Source organism: Sulfitobacter sp. W002, assembly GCF_025142135.1.
GTDB lineage: Bacteria > Pseudomonadota > Alphaproteobacteria > Rhodobacterales > Rhodobacteraceae > Sulfitobacter > Sulfitobacter profundi.
On record NZ_CP081126.1, the window covers coordinates 86,673 to 103,137 of the forward strand.

Consider the following 16,465-nt stretch of genomic DNA (forward strand, 5'->3'; position numbering starts at 1 on the left):
TTAGGCGTCGGCTTTTGGTGGGGTCTCGGCCTGACGGCGGGCAACTTCGTTGCGGTAGAGCGACAGGAAGTCGATGTTCTCAAGGTTCAGCGGCGGGAAGCCACCGTCGCGGGTCACGTCGCTGACGATGCGGCGCAGGAAGGGGAAGATCATCCGCGGGCATTCGATCAGCAGATAGGGGTGCATCTGCTCTTCAGGCACGCTTTCGACTTGGAAAATGCCGACATAGTCGATTTCCAGCACGAAGAGCGTCGCGTCGCCGTCTTTCGCTTTCGAGGTGATGTTCAGCTTGATCGCGGTCTCATACTGGTTTTCCCCACCACGCTTTTTCGCGTCGAGGTTGACCTGAACCTGCACATCGGGCTGCACATCTGCAGGGGCGCCCTTTTGCGCCATGATATTTTCAAACGACATGTCGCGGATGAACTGGCCCAGCACGCGCATCTGCGGCTGTTTCGGTTGCGCTGTTTCGTTTTCTGCCATTTTCTGTGTCCTGTTGTGGTGAATTTCTTAAATCTATCCGGACTTAGCAGGTCGGCACGGGCCGCTCAATCCTTAGTCCAGCCCGAGGGGCCTTTGGTCTGGCGCGGCTGTTCGGGGATCTCATGGAAATCGCCATCGATCACGTCACCGCGACCGCGCGGGTCGCGTCTGCCCTGCGGGCCGGGGCGCGGGCCCATGCCGCCCGGGGTGCCAAAGCTCTGGACATTCACCCGGTCGCGGATCGCGCTGTAGGCCGCTTGCCGGAAGCGCGGGATCAGGAAAGCAAAGCCGACAGCATCGGTGAAAAAACCCGGCGTCAGCAGCAGCGCGCCGGAAAACAGGATCATCGCGCCATGCACCAAAGGCTCTGTCGGGTCGCGCAGGTCATTGAAGGAACTGCGCAATTGACCCAGTGCCAGCGCCCCTTGAGAGCGCACCAACCATGTGCCCAGAACGGCGGTCAGCACCACCACGGCCAGCGTCCAGCCAAGGCCGATGGCGCCACCGACTTGGATGAAAAGCGTGATCTCGATCAGAGGCACGGCGATAAATGCGATCAATAGCCACATGTGGCGGGGTCCTTTCGCTGGGGGCAGAGTGGACTTGCCCCGGTCGAACACCTACATAAGAGCTTAACTCGCATGTTTCCATGCCACCCCTGAATGAGGTTTCGATGAATTCTCCCCTGATACAGCTTCTGGTGCTTGCCGGTATCGCCGTATTCCTGATCCTGCGGCTGAAAAACGTGCTTGGCACCCGCGAGGGTTTTGAAAAGCCCCCGGTAACCGATCAAACGCCAAGCGCCCGCAGTGGCCCCGCGTTTGAGGTGATCGAAGGCGGCCCCGATCTCGATATCACCGACCACGTTCCCGAAGACAGCTCCTCGGGCAAGGCACTGGCCGAGATGAAACGGGTTGAGCCCTCGTTCGGCGTCAGCGATTTTCTGCAAGGCGCACGCGGTGCCTATGAGATGATCGTCATGGGCTACGAGCGTGGCGATCTGGCAGAAATTCAGCCGTTTCTGGCCGATGATGTCTATGAAAGCTTTGTTGACGGTGTCGCGGCGCGCGAGGATCAAGGTCTGACGATCGACGCCAACTTTATCGGCGTGCGTGAGATGGAATTGGTCGACGCCACGATGGACGAGACCACGAAAGAAGCCGAACTCACCATTCGCTTCGTGGGAGAGCTGACCTCTGAAGTACGCAACCGCGAAGGCGAGGTTGTCGAAGGCAGCAGCAACGAAATCAAACGCCAAAAAGATACATGGGTCTTCGCCCGTGTCATGGGCTCGGATGATCCGAATTGGCTGTTGGTTTCCACAGACGGGTAGCGCGTGCGCTTGGCGCACTTGCGCTGTTGGGCGGTGTGTCGATGAACACGCCGTCCGCAGCAGAGGTGCATTATACGGTGATGGATTTCGACCAGCTTGACGGCTGGGCCGAAGATGACCACGCCGCCGCCTTTGAGGTGTTCACCAGCACCTGCGGCGACATGAAAGATGTCGATTGGCGCGCGCTGTGCAAGCTGGCCAAAGATGGCCCCGACCCCCGGCAGTTTTTCGAATTGTTCTTCCGGCCCGTGTTGATGGAAGACGGGAAAGATGGTCTGTTTACAGGGTATTTCGAGCCTGAGTTGGACGGCGATCTCTACCCCTCTGCGCGGTTTCAGTACCCCATCTACGCCATGCCCCCCGAGGCCGAAGAGATCCGCCCCTGGCTCACCAGACGTGAGATCCTAGATGGCGACGTGATGCGGGACCGCGGGTTGGAAATCGCTTGGGTCGATGACCCGGTTGAGCTTTTCTTTTTGCAAATTCAAGGTTCTGGCCGTATCCGCCTGCCCGATGGCAGCTACCTGCGCGTGGGCTACCGCGGGGCGAATGGCCATGATTACCGCTCTGTCGGGGTCGAACTGGTGCGGCGCGGGGTCTATGAGGCGCATCAGGTCAGCGCCGATGTCATCAAGAATTGGGTGCGCCGCAACCCCGAAGATGGCCGCGAATTGCTCTATCACAATCCATCCTATGTTTTCTTTCGAGAGGTCAGCCGAGTGCCTGCCGACAAGGGGCCGCTTGGGGCGATGAACCGTTCCATCACCACGCTGCGCAGCATCGCGGTGGACCCGTCGCACGTGCCGCTCGGCGCGCCAGTTTGGATCGAAAAAGACGGCAAGAAACCCATGCGGCGCTTGATGGTCGCGCAGGATACAGGCTCGGCCATTAAGGGCGCGCAGCGTGCGGATGTGTTCTTTGGCACCGGCGACAAAGCGGGCCGCGAGGCAGGCCGCCTGCGCGACGCGGGGCGGATGATGGTTTTGATGCCGATCCAACGCGCCTATGCTTTCCTGCCGGAGAGCGCGATATGAAACGTCGCCGCCTGAACGAAGACGATCTTGCGCTTTGGCGCAGGGTCACGGAACGGACAGAGAAGCTGGAGCTGAACAAGCTTTTCACGCCTGAGATTGACGCGCCCGCCCCTGCCCCGCCGCAGGTCCGTCGGGCCAAAATCGCGCTCCAAGGCAACAAGCCTCAGCCGCCCATGAATAAACGTAGCAATGACCTGCGCCCGACATTGTCAGAACAGATGAAAGCCGCCCCGGTTCAGATGGATCACAAAGCCTTCGGCAAGCTGAAGCGCGGCAAACTGCGCCCCGAAGGCCGGATTGATCTCCATGGCATGACGCTTGACCGCGCGCATCCGGCGCTGAACGGCTTCATCATGGATGCCCATGCGCGGGGCAAGCGGTTGGTGCTGGTTATCACCGGCAAGGGCAAGCGCCGCGACGATGGTGGCCCGATCCCTGTGCGCGATGGTGTTTTGCGCCATCAGGTGCCGCAATGGCTGTCGATGCCGCCGCTCAACGGCCTTGTGCTTCAGATTGCGCAGGCCCATGTGAGCCACGGCGGCGGCGGGGCCTATTACGTCTATCTCCGGCGCAACCGTTAGCCGCGCAGCAGCGGCCTGTAGCGTCTTATCGCCCATGCGGCCAACCCAGCCGCCAGCAGATAGTAAACCGCGATCGGCAACATCTGCTGCGGGAAATCGACGCCCAAGTCGATGAAAAGTCCCGTTACCCCCGGCCCGATGGCCGAGCCAAAGACCATCAGCGCCGCAGCCACCGCTTTGATCGACCCCACATGGCGGGTGCCGAAATACTCGGCCCAGAACGCCGCTGGTGCGGTTGATTGCATGCCCTGCCCCATGCCGAAAATCACCAAGCCGATCCCCGCCATCCACAGCGTATCGGCATAGGCCAGCACCGCGAATGACAGGGCAAAGGGCAGCATCATCACCGGCACCACGCGGCTGACGCCAAAGCGGTCAATCGCCCAACCCGAAAGGAAGGTCGAGGCCACCGCCGAGAGCGTGTAGACCGGCATGAGCGCCACGAATTCGACCAAGGCCCAGCCCTTCACTTCGGTCAGGTGAACCTGCTGGAAAAACAGCGCGGTGCCCCATGCGGCGGGGCCGATGGCGAGAGGGATGATCATCCAAAACAAGCCCGAGCGGAACATCTCTGCCCGCGTCCAATGCCGCCCCTTCATGCCCGCGCGCTGCGCTTGATCCGCCATGCTTTGCGGGGTGCGCTCTTGCCGCAGTAGCATCAGGATCACCGGGATGGTCAGCAGCACCAGCACTGCGGCCAGCACCCAAAGGCTGCGCCAGTGAAAGCTGGCAAAAAGCGCCACAAAGATCACCGGAAGAAACGCCTGACCGGCCGCAAATCCCATAGAGGATAGCGAAAGCGCTTTGCCGCGCGATGCCTCGAACCAGCGGACCATGGCGACCTGCCCAAGCTGAGACATCATGCCCTGCCCGGTCAGCCGCAAGGCATAGATAACGAAGATCAGCGCGATCCAATTCGGCACCGCCGCCATCGCCAAACAGGCCCCAGCAAGCGCCACCATCACGCCAAAGGCCAGCACCCGCACGCGAAAACGATCCGTCAGCACCCCGGCCCAGACCATGGTGACTGCCGAAAGCGTCGTGCCGATGGTATAGATGCCGCCCCATTGCCCATCACTCAGGCCAAAATCGCCCTTCACCGCCCCGGCAAAGAGCGAGATGAAATAGGTTTGCCCATAGGACGAGGTGAATGTCAGCAGGAAACCGGCCAGCAGAAACAACCAGTTGCGCCGCAAAAATGAGAGGTATTCCATGCCCCTTTCATCGCCGGGGCATGGAGGAAAGGAAAGCCCTAAAGAACGTAGCGGCTTAGATCGGTGGAGCGGGTCAGTTCGCCAAGGTTCTTTTCGACAAAGTGGGCATCAACCGTGATCTCTTGCCCCGACCGGTCGGGCGCATCAAAGGAGACCTCCTCGAACACCCGTTCCATCACCGTATAAAGCCGCCGCGCGCCGATGTTCTCAACCGAGGTGTTCACATCCGCCGCGATCTTGGCCAGTGCCGCGATGCCCTCTTCGGTGAAGGTGACGGTTAGATCCTCGGTCCCCATCAGGGCGGTGTATTGCCGCGTCAGCGCATTGTCGGTCTCAGTCAGGATGCGAACGAAATCACCCTCGGTCAGCGCCCGCAGTTCGACGCGGATCGGCAGACGGCCCTGAAGCTCGGGCAACAGGTCCGACGGTTTGGCGATGTGGAAGGCACCAGAAGCGATAAAGAGGATATGATCGGTCTTAACCGTGCCGTATTTCGTCGACACCACGGTGCCTTCGATCAGCGGCAGCAGATCGCGCTGAACCCCTTCACGTGAAACATCACCGCCTCGCGCATCGGAACGGGCACAGACCTTGTCGATCTCATCAAGAAAGACAATGCCGTTCTGCTCGACCGCTTCGATGGCGGCGCGGTTCACGGCTTCATCGTCCAGCAATTTGTCGGCCTCTTCGCCGACCAGCACCTCATAGCTATCGGCCACGGCCATGCGTTTTTTGGTGGTGCGCCCCCCCATGGCTTTGCCAAACATATCGCCAAGGTTCATCATCCCCATGCCCTGTTGGCCGGGAATGTCCATCATTGGGAAGGGGCTGGAGGTATCGGAAACCTCAAGCTCGATCATCGTGTCGTCCAGCTCACCACTGCGGAGCTTCTTGCGGAACATCTCGCGGGTGCCGTCGCGGGCATCGGTGCCGGCGATGGCGTCGATCACGCGCTCTTCGGCGGCCTGCTCGGCCTTGGTTTTCACGTCTTCACGCATGAAATCGCGGGTCATGACGATGGCGCTGTCCACAAGATCACGGATGATCTGCTCCACGTCGCGGCCAACATAGCCCACTTCGGTGAATTTCGTCGCTTCGATCTTGATGAACGGCGCGCGGGCCAGCTTTGCCAGACGGCGGCTGATCTCGGTCTTGCCGACGCCGGTGGGGCCGATCATCAGGATGTTCTTGGGGTAGACTTCGTCGCGCAGGTCATCGCTCAGCTGTTTGCGGCGCCAGCGGTTGCGCAGGGCAACGGCCACGGCGCGTTTGGCATCGTTCTGGCCGATGATATAGCGGTCCAGTTCGGATACGATCTCGCGGGGGGTCAGGTCGGTCATGCGGTGATTTTCTCCACGGTGAGTTTGCCGTTGGTGTAGACGCAGATGTCGGCGGCGATCGACATGGCGTCACGGGCGATGGTTTCGGCGTCCCGGTCGCTGTCCATCATGCCGCGCGCGGCGGCGAGGGCATAGTTCCCACCCGATCCGATGGCGGCGACCTCATGCTCCGGCTCCAGCACATCGCCCGCGCCGGTGATGACCAGCAGGTCTTTCCCGTCAGTCACGATCAGCATCGCTTCGAGCTTTTGCAGGTATTTATCGGTGCGCCAGTCCTTGGCCAATTCGACACTGGCACGGGCCAATTGACCCGGTGTCGCTTCCAGTTTGGCCTCCAGCCGTTCCAGCAGGGTAAAGGCATCCGCGGTGGACCCCGCAAACCCCGCCACCACGTCATAGCCACCGGGGCTGAGCTTGCGCACCTTGCGCGCGGTGCCTTTGATCACGGTCTGGCCAAGGCTGACCTGTCCGTCACCGGCAATCACCACTTCGCCGCCTTTTTTGACGCCAATGATCGTGGTCCCGTGCCAACCGGGGAAATCGTCGTTCTGTGCCATGGGGCCTCCTGTCGCTTGGCGTCTATATGGCCCCCGTGGCAGGGCAGGACAAGGGCAGCGCCGCTTGTGAGCGGTCGGGCGACGGGCTAGCCTTTAGCGATGCAGGATCACGCCCAAGTTGATATCTACCTTGAACCCCCGCTACGGCAGAGCGCCGAAGCCGGGACGCATAACTTCATCGGAAAACTCGCGCGTGTCCTCGAAAATGCCCAACTTAGGGTCACATATCGGGATATCGGCGCGCCCGCCCGCGCGTCCGATGCGCTTTCACTAAGCCATATGGCCCCTGCCCCAACGAACCGCAGCTTGGTCTTTCGGCGCTGCTATTACTACCCCTTTTGGCAGATTGAAGCGCGCCCTGAACGGTGGCTTTGGGATGTCGCCGTGGCCGAGTTTGATCCAAGCGGTGTCGATCCAAGGCAGGCGCAACGCTTCTACAGTTTCTGGCAAAAGCGCCTGTTCGGAGACGCGCCGCAACAGTCCAACCGCGATGGGCCGATCTACGTGCCGCTGCAGGGCCGATTGTTGCAACGGCGGTCTTTTCAATCTTGCAGCCCGCTGGAAATGCTGACCCTCACGCTTGCCCATAGCACCGGCCCCATCGTCGCGGCCCTGCACCCGAAAGAGGTCTATAGCCCCGAGGAGCTAACCGCGCTCGAAGCCCTCGCTGCGCGCCATCCAAGGTTGACCCTGACGATGGGTGAGATGGTGCGGCATTTGCAAAACTGTGCTTTTGTCGTGACGCAGAATTCAGCAGCCGCCTTCTCTGGCTACTTCTTTGGCAAACCGGCGTTGTTCTTTGGCGAGATCGATTTCCACCATATCGGCGTGCGGGCGGATCTGGAGGATCTCAGCCACAGCTTTGACGCCGTGGGGCAAGCAGCCCCGGATTTCGCCGCCTATATCTGGTGGTTCTGGCAAGAGCATTGCATCAACGCAGGCCGCGCCGAGGCCGAAGAAAAGATCGTCGCCCGGTTCAAGCGCTTTGGCTGGCGCCTTTGACTGGCTCTTGTGACCACAAATGAAAAGGGCGCCCCGAAGGACGCCCGTTTTCGTTATTCAAATCTGGTAAGGTACTGACCTTAGATGGATTCTTCGATCCAGCTTTGCAGGGCCGCCTTGGGGCGTGCGCCAGCAAGGTTGGAAACGACCTGCCCGTCTTTAAAGATGAACAGCGCCGGAATACCACGCACACCGACCTGAGCGGGCGAGTTCGGGTTTTCGTCGACGTTGACTTTGACGATCTTCACGCGACCGTTCATCTCATCCGACAGCTCTTCCAGCGAAGGGCCGATCTGTTTGCACGGGCCGCACCATTCGGCCCAGAAATCGACCAGAACCGGAATGTCCGAATTTTTGACTTCGGCGTCGAAAGTGTCGTCGGTGACTGCGACGGTTGCCATGATGCTCTCCTGACAGGAATGGGTTGAGGCCTGAACCTATGAACGCGGGGCGGTGGCGTCAAGATATGGCAGGGCACGCAGCGCATTTGTCACGATATCGTTGGGTAACACCATAAGCGCGGGGCGGGCGGTCCACAGAATGGCGGTCTCGATCCGGCGATCGGGGTAGATTTGGCGCAGCATATGGGCATAGGCGCCCATCTGGCGCAACAGCCCGTCGGGGCAGGCGTCGGCGGTCTCGGGGACCACGCGGTTGGTCTTGAAATCGACGGCAAGGATATGGTCCTCGGCGATCACCAATCGGTCGATCGTGCCGTGCAGACGCTGATGGCCCAAGCTGCCGGTCACGGGGACTTCGGCAAGGGTCGTCTCGGTGAACAGCGGGGCGAGGGCAGGGGTGCGCAGAACCACTTCGGCCTCAATTTCGGCGCGGGCAATCATTTCAGGTGGGTGCGTGCGGGCCAAGCGGTCCAGAAATACCTGCCGCGCGTCCGGCCCCATGAGGGGCAGATGCTCCAGCAATTCATGGACCAAAGTCCCGTAACTCAGCGCGGTATCCATATCAAAGCCAGCCTCACCCGCCAGGGCCTTGGCGCCCCCAAGATCGGAGGGCGAAAGGGTCTTGTCTTCCCCCCGGGGGGACGGGGCCGAACGGGTGAAAATAGGGTCTAACACGGGCGTTGTGACGATTTTCTCTGGGGTCTCTACGATGTCGAGCGCATCCCAATCGCCCTGTTGATAGCGCAGCGTGCCATCATCGCCCAAGGGCTCGGCCCGGAGCCGGGCCAAAGCGGCAGCGGTGATTTGATACCAAGAGGATTCATCTTTCGACAATTCCCCCGCCGCCGCCACGATCAGCCATTTTTCGGCCCGTGTCATGGCGACATAGAAAAGCCGAAGCCGCTCTTGCAACGCCGCTTCTTTCATCTCGTCGAGCCGCGCGCGCATGGGCTCGGGCATGTCATCTGCCGGGGCTTTCCAGACGGGGGTGCCATCGACCGTGATGATCTCATCCTTGATCGTCACATCGCGCCGCCCGGTATCGGGCAGGATCACAATCGGCGCTTCCAGACCCTTTGCCCCATGCACCGTCATCACGCGGATCTGGTTTGAAGCGCTGTCGATCTGGCGTTTAATCTCTAAATCGTCGGTCTGCATCCATTGCAGAAATCCGGTCAGGCTGGGCACCGTGCCGCGCTCGTAAGAGAGCGCTTGGCTCAGCATCGCATTGATCCCATCCTCGGCTTCTGGTCCCAGCCGCGCCAATAGTTTGCGGCGGCCATCGTGGCGGGTGAGGATGCGTTCGATCAGATCGTATGGGCGCAGGTAATCAACCTGCCCGCGCAGGTCGCGCAGCACGGCGAGGGTGGCGGCATGGGTCTCGGTCTGGCCGCGCAGCGCTTGCCAGAGGTGATCCTCTTTGCGGTAATGGGCGAGGGTGAAAAGGTCTTGTTCAGACCAGCCGAAAAGCGGTGATTTCAACGCGGTGGCAAGGGATAGATCGTCGTCCGGTGTGGCGAGGAACGACAGGATCGCCGCCAGATCGCGCACCGCCAGTTCGGCCCCGACCTTGAGCCGGTCCGCCCCGGCGATGGGCAGTTCCGCCGCCTTGCAAGCGCGGATGATTTCCGAAAACAGGGCTGAGCGGCGCTGCACGAGGATCAGGAAATCCCCCGGTTGTATGCGCCGCCGCGCCAAGCCGCCCTTGCTGTCATCGGGCAGGTAATGCGCCTCTTTGGTTAGCTCTTTGATCCGCCGCGCAATGCGTTCGGCCAGTTGCACCGTGTGGTGCCGCGCGCTGCGGCGGTCCACGGGGTCGGTCCAATCGCCTTCCTCATCAGGGCCTGCTTTCTCAATAAAGGGCCAAAGATCGACACGGCCGGGCAGGCGGTCCTTAAAGGCCATATGGCCGTCATTGGTGAATCCGGTCTGGATCGCGGGATCGAAAACCCCATCGACCGCCTGCAAAATCGCCGAAGAGGAGCGGAAGGAATAGGCGAGGCTACGGCGCTGGAAGAACTGCCCCGCTTCGCCGATTTTCTGCTCAAAGGTCGCGCCTTTGCGGTCCAACTCTTCGGGGTCGGCCCCTTGGAAAGAGTAGATCGACTGCTTTTTGTCGCCCACGACGAAAAGCGTCCGGTCCACCTCATTACGTGCGCCAGCGCCCGAGTAAAACTCATCTGTCAGCCGTTCGATCACATCCCATTGCCGGGGCGAGGTGTCCTGCGCTTCGTCAACAAGGATATGGTCGATGCCACCGTCGATGCGAAACAGCACCCAAGCCGCCACCGCCTTGTCGGTCAACAAAGCGCGGGCTTTGAGGATCAGATCGTCAAAGTCGAGCCAGCCGCGTTTTTGTTTCTCGTCGGCATAACGCTCAAGGAAACGGGCGGCGAACCGGTGCAGCACATAGGACTTGCGCGCCGCCTTTAACGCCAGCCGCGCTTCACGGGCATCTTCGACGCGCTGCATCAACTGCTCAAGCTGCGGCATCTGTTCTGCGATGACCTTTTGCGTCGGCTTGGTCGGGAAACTGCCGATCTTGGCGGTGAAGGGCGCCTTGGCGCCGCTGCCGGTCAAAAGGGTATTCTCAAGCTGGGGCAGGGCAGAGAGATCGTAGCGGTCAATCTCTTGCAGCGCCGCGCCGGCCTTGCCGTCATTGCCGCCCTTGGCCAGCAGATGAGGAATGATCTCGGCCATCATCGCCGCTTCGCTGCCAAGAAAGACCGATGCCGCGATTTTCTCTTCGGTCAGGTCTTCTGGCTGGGCGAAAAGCGTTAGGATCTCGGCCCATGACCGGGGATCGGTGAAAGCATCGCGCTGACCCACGATGCTGCGGGTAAGGCTGGCGAAATCTTCGCCGGTGTAATGCCGCGCAATGTCGGCCACCAGCGGGGCGTCTTCGCTCTCGGCCATCTCATCGACGATCTCGGCCCGCAGCAGATCGGCGGCGCGGTCTTCGATCTCGGTGAATTGCGGGCTGACCTGCGCCTCCAACGGGAAGCGGCGCAGAAGGGCCGCGCAGAAAGAGTGGATGGTTTGGATTTTCAGCCCGCCCGGTGTCTCAATCGCGCGGGCGAAAAGGGTGCGGGCATTGCGCAGTTGCTCGGGTGTCAACTCTCCCTGCACGCCGAGATCGGCCAAAGCGCTGCGCAGCGCCTCGTCCTTCAGCATCGCCCATTCGCCCAAGCGTTTGAATAGACGGTTTTGCATCTCTGACGCGGCGGCCTTGGTATAGGTCAGGCAAAGGATGTGCTGCGGCTCCACATCATCCAGCAACAACCGCGCCACGCGGTCGGTCAGCACGCGGGTCTTGCCAGAACCTGCGTTGGCGGTGAGCCAAGTGGAGGCGTCGGGCCGCGCCGCTTCGATCTGGGCGCGGGTGGCATCGTCAAAATCGCGCATCATTCCAAATCCTCTGGACGGGCAGAGCTGGTGCCGTCCCATTCGCCGAAACGGGCCAGTTGGTCATAATTTCCCGCAAAGGCATCGCTTTGCACCATGCGGCGCGCGGTGAAACCCTGCCCCTCATCAAGGTAGCGCGAGAGCAGGGCGTGCAGCCCGGCGAGCACCTCTTGAGGGTTCTCTTCTTCCAGCGGGGCAGGGACTTCGACGGGTTTCGACCCGAGCCCGATAAAGGCGGCATGGGCCACATGGGCCACGCCCACCTCGGGGAAACCGCCACGCTCGACCATCGCCGCTTCGATCAGCAGTTGTTTGTCGAACAGCCGCTGCTCTTTTTTGCCCGGCGGCGTGCCGGTCTTGTAGTCATAGATCAGCACATCGCCATCATCGGTCTGGTCAATCCGGTCCGCAAAGCCGCTGAGGGTAAAGCCGAGGTCGGCAAAGGTGTAGCTGCCGCGCGCGCCCTGCTCAAAGGCGACGGGGCTGGAAAATCCGGCGCGTTGGCTTTCACGGGCGATGAACCAATCCGCGATCCGGTCGATCCGCGCCAGCCACATGGCGCGAGCGGCGGGCCATGGGGCTTCCTCCTCCAGCACTACGGCGGCCACTTGCATCAGCGTGTCACGGGTCAGCCGCGCGGGGTCGCGGGCCACCAGCTTCACGAAATCCTCCATGATGCGGTGCAAAACGATGCCCCGCACCGGCGCGTCGGGAGATTGCACCAGCGGGTTGATCGGACGCAATTTCAGGCTGTGCTTGGCGTATACGGCATAGGGATCACGGATCAGCGTCTTGATCTCGGTCACCGATAGTTTGCGCGGCCGCGCGGCACGGGGCGGGCGCGGCGAGGGGCGCGGCGCGGGGGCCGTACGCTCCACCGCCTCAAGGCCGCGCACCTGATCCAGCCAATAGCCGCCGCGTTGTTGCATCGCCTTCCACGCCTCCGGCCCACCGGTGTCGCCCAAGCCGCCCAGTAGGTTGCCCAACCGGTTCAGCCAGCGCGAGGGCACCATCTCTGCCTCATCCGACCGGATCGCGCGGGTGATCCAAACCTCGGGGCTGGCGATGGCCTGTTGATAGTCATGCGCCGACAGGCCGATACGCCGTTCGGGGAGCAGCAGCCCGGCCTTCTCGCGCATCTGACGGTTGAGCCAAGGATCGGGCGGCGGCGCTTCGGGCCAAGTGCCTTCGTTCAGACCGCCGAGGATGACCAGATCGGCCCCCTGCACCCGCGCCTCCATCGTGCCCCAGATCATGATGTCGGGATGCGGGGTATCGGCCTCGCGCACCTCTTCTTGGGACAAAAGCGCGCCCAGCAGGTCGGCATAATCGGCGGCATTCATCGCGCCGCCATGGGCGGCATGCTCCGTCAGGTTGGCCATCACCGCCGCAGCCGCGATGCCCGCACCCTGCTGCCAAAGCAGGTGATCGGGGTCGGCGGTTTGCCCGGCGGCGATCCTTTCGGCCAGCGCCAAATGCGTGGCGACGCAATCGGGCAGGGGCCGCTCTCCGGGGGTGTCGTGGCCGGGGAAAACCTCGCCCAGCCAAGCGACCCAATCGCGGAAACCGCTGGGGTCTTCCATCCGCTTCGCGGCGCGCTCTGCAATCTCGGTCAAGCTCTCGGCATCAGGATAGGGCAGCCCGTGACGGCGGATCTCGGCCTCCAACCGCTGGGTATAGAGCTGGTGAAAGTTCCGCCCCGCGCCGCTGTGTGTCAGCGGGTGTTTCAATAGGGTCAGCAGCGCCTCGGCATCCAGTTTTCGGACGAACAGCGCCGCCACATGGCGCAAGAACCGCCCCGGTGGAGAGAGTTGCAGCGGCATCCCGGCGCTGTCGTCGGGCAGGATGTTCCAGCGATCAAGCGCCGCCGTGACTTGCCGGGTAAGCATCCGGTCGGGCGTGATCAACGCGGCTTTCACCCCATCTTCGGCAGCTTGGCGCAGACGCAGCGCGATGGCCAATGCCTCGACCCGCGGCGTGGGCGCTTCGATCAGGGTGATGTTGGCGGTGGCACCTTGCAGGTCTTCCAGTTTCGGCCCCTCACCCAGCCAAGCATGGGTGACCGGCGCGGGCCGGAGCGAGAGCGACACCAGCTTGTTGCGGGCCGTCGAAACCGGGGGCATCGCGCACCAAGGCGCGACCGCGCCGCGCGCAACGCCGAGCATGTTCATCAGCTTGCGAAAGCGGTATTGCGGATGATCCTCGGCCAGCAGCGCCTGATCCAATTCATTCCAAACGGCGGTCGGCATCTCAAAGTCGAAACCGGGCAGGATGATCGCCCCTTGCGGCAGGCGGGCCACGGCCTCCATCAGCAGCGCGGTGGTCCCGCGCGACCCGGTAGAGCCGGCAAGGATCACCGGATGTTGCGGCGGATTGTCCTGCCAGCGGGCGATGATCCGGGCGACGAGTTGACGCCGCCGCGCTTCGGCATCCGGGCGGGTGGTGGTCTGGCCTAGATAGTCATGGGCGATGGCAAGGAACCGCTGCGCGCGCTCCCAATGGGCCGAGAGATGGCCAACGTCCAGCCCCGCAACTGTCTCGGGCGAAACCCCTTCGCCCTGCATTTCGTCGATCAGGCCCGCAAGACTGTCCGACAGCGCATAAAGAGACGCGCGCGGCGCGAGATCCGGCGCGGCATCCAGCAGGCGCGACACCAGTTGAATGAGCTCCAGTCGCCGTTGCAGCGGCGGCGTCGGGGCAGGCAGCGCAATGCCGGGGCTCAAGGCATCAAGGTCCGTAATCAGCCGAATGCGGGGCAGAAACCCCGCCGGTCCTGCGTCGAAATCATGGCGCAACCGGCGTGCCATTCGGTTGGTGTTGACCAGCAGTTCAACGCGGGCCATCGCCTCGGGCGGGCCATTCTCCAACCGGTCGCAAAGCCCGCGCACCAACCCGCGTGGGAAGTCGACACCGGGGGCAAGGCCAAAGACGCGGGGGCTGTCTTGCGGTTCAAACATCGGCGCCCGCCAAAAGGCTTTCGGCAAGGGGAATGCCGCCGGGATGGCCCACATCGCACCAACGTCCGGTATAGGGCAGGCCAAACAACGTCTCGCGCTGAAGCATCATATCCCACAACAGGTTGAGCGAGAATTTCTCGGCTTCGATATCGGCCAGCAGATCGGTCTTGATGATCTGTATACCGCCATAGACCTGCCCCGGCCCCCGTTGCAGGCGGCCATCCGCGGCGCTGGTAAAGTCGCCCGTGCCGCCATGGCCAAGGGTGTTTTCCAGCGGTACGGTCATCAATAGCGCTTCCATCCGCGCCGGATCCCACGCCGCTTGCAGCATCGCGAGCGGGTTCGGCCCGGCCCAAAGTGCGTCACTGTTCATGGTGAAAACCGGCCCCGCGCCCAGCAACGGCAGGGCATTGCGCAGCCCGCCGCCGGTGTCGAGGATCTCAGGCGTCTCGATCACGGTTTTAACACCCTGCGCCCGCAAATGGGCGTCCAACTTGTTGGGCAGATAGTGCAGGTTCGCCACGATCCGGGCGGGGGATATCCCGCGGGCAAGGTCTAGCGCATGGTCGATCAAGGGGCGACCTGCGACCGGCACCATGGGCTTGGGCTGGGTCTGGGTGAGATGTTTCATACGCGTGCCGAACCCGGCCGCGAACATCATGATGGCGTCGGGATAGTCGCGCATTGGCTTTTCAGTTGCTCCAAGAATTCGGGGGTCGGAGGGGGCAGTACGTCCGCGATAGAATCTGCCACCGCGGCAAGCGCGGGATGGCGCAGGTTATGTTGCAGATGTTGCCACACACGGGGGATCAGATCGACGTAATGCGGTTTGCCATCGCGTAGGCAAAGGCGCGCAAAGATGCCCAGAATGCGCAGATTGCGCTGGGCACCAAGCAGCGCATAGGCGCGGCGAAAGGGGGCGGCTTCTTGTTCGGTCTGGGCAAGGTAATAGTCGATGATCTGTGCCTCCACCGCGCGGGGAACATCACGGCGGGCGTCTTGCAGGATTGAGACCAGATCATAGGCCGGATGGCCCAGCAGCGCGTCCTGGAAATCCAGCAACCCGACGCGCGCGGCACCTTCGCGCTGCGGCAGCCAAAGCAGATTTTCGGCATGATAGTCGCGCAGGATCACGACCTTGGGCGCGTCATCCAGCGCAGCGACGAGGGGGCGGAAAGCCTGCGCAAAAGCGGCGCTTGCCACTTGCCCACCCTCGGGTGCGTAAAAGTCAAATGCGGGGGCTGCCATGTCGGTCAGCCAATCGGCATCGCAAAGCGGCAGCTCCGGCATGGGGGCGCTGTGCAGTTTGACCAATACGTCTGCGGCGGCGCGGTACAGCGGAAGTTCCCGAGCGGGATCAGCCGCCATCAGTCGGGCGAAAAGATCATCGCCAAGGTCTTCGATCAGCAGCAATCCGTGGTCGCTGTCCGCATGGTGAATCTGGGGGGCGCTGAGGCCGCAGGCCGTCAGATGCGCCGCGACATCAAGGAAGGGGCGCACGTCTTCGCCGCGTTCGGGTGGGGCATCCATCAAGATGGCCCTATCCCCATTCGCTTTGCACAGCCGGTCATACCGCCGGTTGGAGGCGTCGCCCGCCAGCAGCTTGCGGGTGGCTCCGGCCCAGCCGGACGCTTGCAAAAAGGTCTCGATCAATGCGGCGCGTTCGGTCATCCGCGCCACTCTGTCAACTTGGCGGCCCAACCGCTGCCGGACCATTCGGCTGTCAGCGCGCGGCTGTCTTCATGGGCCCCGGGGGAAAGGCTGATCCGTAATGCCCCGGCGGGGGATAGCGGGCCGAGACGATCTGGCCATTCCACCAGACAGAGCGCGTCATGAAAGGCGTCGATCAGCCCCAGTTCCTCAATCTCATGGGTGGAGGTCAGACGGTAGAGATCGGCATGCCAGATCGCGCCGCTTGCCCCCTCATAGGTTTGTACCAATGTGAAGGTGGGCGAGGGGATGTCCTCGGGGTAGTCGAGCAATTCGGTGATCAGGGCGCGTGCGAAATGGGTCTTACCCGCACCGACATCGCCGCTGAGCAAAATGACATCGCCGGGCGACAGGCGCTGGGCCAATTGCTGGGCGCGCCGAGCGGTGTCATCGGGGCCGCTGAGCCGGAGGGAAAGGGTATCGTCGGACATGCCCCATGCTTAGCGTG

Annotated in this window: 15 protein-coding genes; 4 read left to right on the forward strand and 11 right to left on the reverse strand. The window is 62.3% G+C overall.

Going from position 1 to position 16,465, the window contains the following annotated elements:
- Complete coding sequence (secB, locus tag K3758_RS00400; RefSeq protein WP_067623694.1) at positions 1–483, reverse strand: protein-export chaperone SecB; 483 nt, start codon at positions 481–483, stop codon at positions 1–3.
- Between the two features lie 65 nt (positions 484–548).
- The gene (locus K3758_RS00405; RefSeq protein ID WP_259946789.1) at positions 549–1,052 is read right to left on the reverse strand and encodes an FxsA family protein; all 504 of its coding nucleotides are present in this window, start codon (positions 1,050–1,052) and stop codon (positions 549–551) included.
- Positions 1,053–1,156: 104 nt separating this feature from the next.
- Here K3758_RS00405 and K3758_RS00410 point away from each other — a divergent pair, with 104 nt between their 5' ends.
- From K3758_RS00410 to K3758_RS00420, 3 genes are read left to right on the forward strand one after another with little or no spacing between them, the layout of a single operon-like run.
- Positions 1,157–1,816, forward strand: coding sequence for a Tim44/TimA family putative adaptor protein (locus K3758_RS00410; protein ID WP_259946790.1), 660 nt, complete (start codon positions 1,157–1,159; stop codon positions 1,814–1,816).
- A 41-nt stretch (positions 1,817–1,857) separates the two neighbouring features.
- Positions 1,858–2,850, forward strand: coding sequence for a murein transglycosylase A (locus K3758_RS00415; protein WP_259946791.1), 993 nt, complete (start codon positions 1,858–1,860; stop codon positions 2,848–2,850).
- Positions 2,847–3,431 carry a Smr/MutS family protein gene (locus K3758_RS00420; protein ID WP_259946792.1) on the forward strand — a complete coding sequence of 195 codons (585 nt, stop codon included), beginning with the start codon at positions 2,847–2,849 and terminating at the stop codon, positions 3,429–3,431. Before K3758_RS00415 ends, K3758_RS00420 begins: the two co-directional genes overlap by 4 nt.
- Here the strand turns inward: K3758_RS00420 and K3758_RS00425 are convergent.
- From K3758_RS00425 to hslV, 3 genes are read right to left on the reverse strand one after another with little or no spacing between them, the layout of a single operon-like run.
- Positions 3,428–4,645, reverse strand: a complete 1,218-nt coding sequence (locus K3758_RS00425; protein WP_259946793.1) for an MFS transporter — start codon at positions 4,643–4,645, stop codon at positions 3,428–3,430. The two genes, K3758_RS00420 and K3758_RS00425, sit on opposite strands and share 4 nt — an antisense overlap.
- A 38-nt stretch (positions 4,646–4,683) precedes the next feature.
- Complete coding sequence (gene hslU / locus K3758_RS00430; protein ID WP_259946794.1) at positions 4,684–5,985, reverse strand: ATP-dependent protease ATPase subunit HslU; 1,302 nt, start codon at positions 5,983–5,985, stop codon at positions 4,684–4,686.
- Positions 5,982–6,542, reverse strand: a complete 561-nt coding sequence (gene hslV / locus K3758_RS00435) for an ATP-dependent protease subunit HslV (protein ID WP_259946796.1) — start codon at positions 6,540–6,542, stop codon at positions 5,982–5,984. The genes hslU and hslV overlap by 4 nt, the downstream gene beginning before the upstream one ends.
- A 99-nt stretch (positions 6,543–6,641) precedes the next feature.
- On the opposite strand from hslV, the gene K3758_RS00440 reads away from it, so the two are divergent.
- Positions 6,642–7,544, forward strand: a complete 903-nt coding sequence (locus K3758_RS00440; protein WP_259946798.1) for a hypothetical protein — start codon at positions 6,642–6,644, stop codon at positions 7,542–7,544.
- 80 nt (positions 7,545–7,624) lie between these two features.
- Here K3758_RS00440 and trxA read toward each other — a convergent pair whose 3' ends face one another.
- The 6 genes from trxA to tsaE are packed head-to-tail and all read right to left on the reverse strand — an operon-like array spanning position 7,625 to position 16,448.
- The gene (trxA, locus tag K3758_RS00445) at positions 7,625–7,945 is read right to left on the reverse strand and encodes a thioredoxin (RefSeq protein ID WP_007118424.1); all 321 of its coding nucleotides are present in this window, start codon (positions 7,943–7,945) and stop codon (positions 7,625–7,627) included.
- 36 nt (positions 7,946–7,981) lie between these two features.
- On the reverse strand, positions 7,982–11,353 hold the full coding sequence (gene addA, locus K3758_RS00450) for a double-strand break repair helicase AddA (protein WP_259946801.1): 3,372 nt from the start codon (positions 11,351–11,353) through the stop codon (positions 7,982–7,984).
- Complete coding sequence (gene addB, locus K3758_RS00455) at positions 11,350–14,307, reverse strand: double-strand break repair protein AddB (RefSeq protein WP_259946803.1); 2,958 nt, start codon at positions 14,305–14,307, stop codon at positions 11,350–11,352. Before addB ends, addA begins: the two co-directional genes overlap by 4 nt.
- Positions 14,300–14,992 carry a nucleotidyltransferase family protein gene (locus K3758_RS00460; RefSeq protein ID WP_259946805.1) on the reverse strand — a complete coding sequence of 231 codons (693 nt, stop codon included), beginning with the start codon at positions 14,990–14,992 and terminating at the stop codon, positions 14,300–14,302. The genes addB and K3758_RS00460 overlap by 8 nt, the downstream gene beginning before the upstream one ends.
- Entirely contained in the window at positions 14,965–15,978 is a 1,014-nt protein-coding gene (locus K3758_RS00465) for an aminoglycoside phosphotransferase family protein (RefSeq protein WP_259946806.1), read from the reverse strand. Before K3758_RS00465 ends, K3758_RS00460 begins: the two co-directional genes overlap by 28 nt.
- Complete coding sequence (tsaE, locus tag K3758_RS00470) at positions 15,975–16,448, reverse strand: tRNA (adenosine(37)-N6)-threonylcarbamoyltransferase complex ATPase subunit type 1 TsaE (protein ID WP_259946808.1); 474 nt, start codon at positions 16,446–16,448, stop codon at positions 15,975–15,977. The genes K3758_RS00465 and tsaE overlap by 4 nt, the downstream gene beginning before the upstream one ends.
- Positions 16,449–16,465: the final 17 nt, after the last annotated feature.

Coding starts and splice junctions, on each gene's coding strand:
- K3758_RS00410 (WP_259946790.1), top strand. CDS start 1,157: ATGAATTCTCCCCTGATACAGCTTCTGGTGCTTGCCGGTATCGCCGTA.
- K3758_RS00425 (WP_259946793.1), bottom strand. CDS start 4,645: ATGGAATACCTCTCATTTTTGCGGCGCAACTGGTTGTTTCTGCTGGCC.
- addA (WP_259946801.1), bottom strand. CDS start 11,353: ATGATGCGCGATTTTGACGATGCCACCCGCGCCCAGATCGAAGCGGCG.
- hslU (WP_259946794.1), bottom strand. CDS start 5,985: ATGACCGACCTGACCCCCCGCGAGATCGTATCCGAACTGGACCGCTAT.
- K3758_RS00420 (WP_259946792.1), top strand. CDS start 2,847: ATGAAACGTCGCCGCCTGAACGAAGACGATCTTGCGCTTTGGCGCAGG.
- hslV (WP_259946796.1), bottom strand. CDS start 6,542: ATGGCACAGAACGACGATTTCCCCGGTTGGCACGGGACCACGATCATT.
- secB (WP_067623694.1), bottom strand. CDS start 483: ATGGCAGAAAACGAAACAGCGCAACCGAAACAGCCGCAGATGCGCGTG.
- K3758_RS00465 (WP_259946806.1), bottom strand. CDS start 15,978: ATGACCGAACGCGCCGCATTGATCGAGACCTTTTTGCAAGCGTCCGGC.
- K3758_RS00460 (WP_259946805.1), bottom strand. CDS start 14,992: ATGCGCGACTATCCCGACGCCATCATGATGTTCGCGGCCGGGTTCGGC.
- addB (WP_259946803.1), bottom strand. CDS start 14,307: ATGTTTGAACCGCAAGACAGCCCCCGCGTCTTTGGCCTTGCCCCCGGT.
- K3758_RS00440 (WP_259946798.1), top strand. CDS start 6,642: ATGCAGGATCACGCCCAAGTTGATATCTACCTTGAACCCCCGCTACGG.
- trxA (WP_007118424.1), bottom strand. CDS start 7,945: ATGGCAACCGTCGCAGTCACCGACGACACTTTCGACGCCGAAGTCAAA.
- K3758_RS00405 (WP_259946789.1), bottom strand. CDS start 1,052: ATGTGGCTATTGATCGCATTTATCGCCGTGCCTCTGATCGAGATCACG.
- K3758_RS00415 (WP_259946791.1), top strand. CDS start 1,858: ATGAACACGCCGTCCGCAGCAGAGGTGCATTATACGGTGATGGATTTC.
- tsaE (WP_259946808.1), bottom strand. CDS start 16,448: ATGTCCGACGATACCCTTTCCCTCCGGCTCAGCGGCCCCGATGACACC.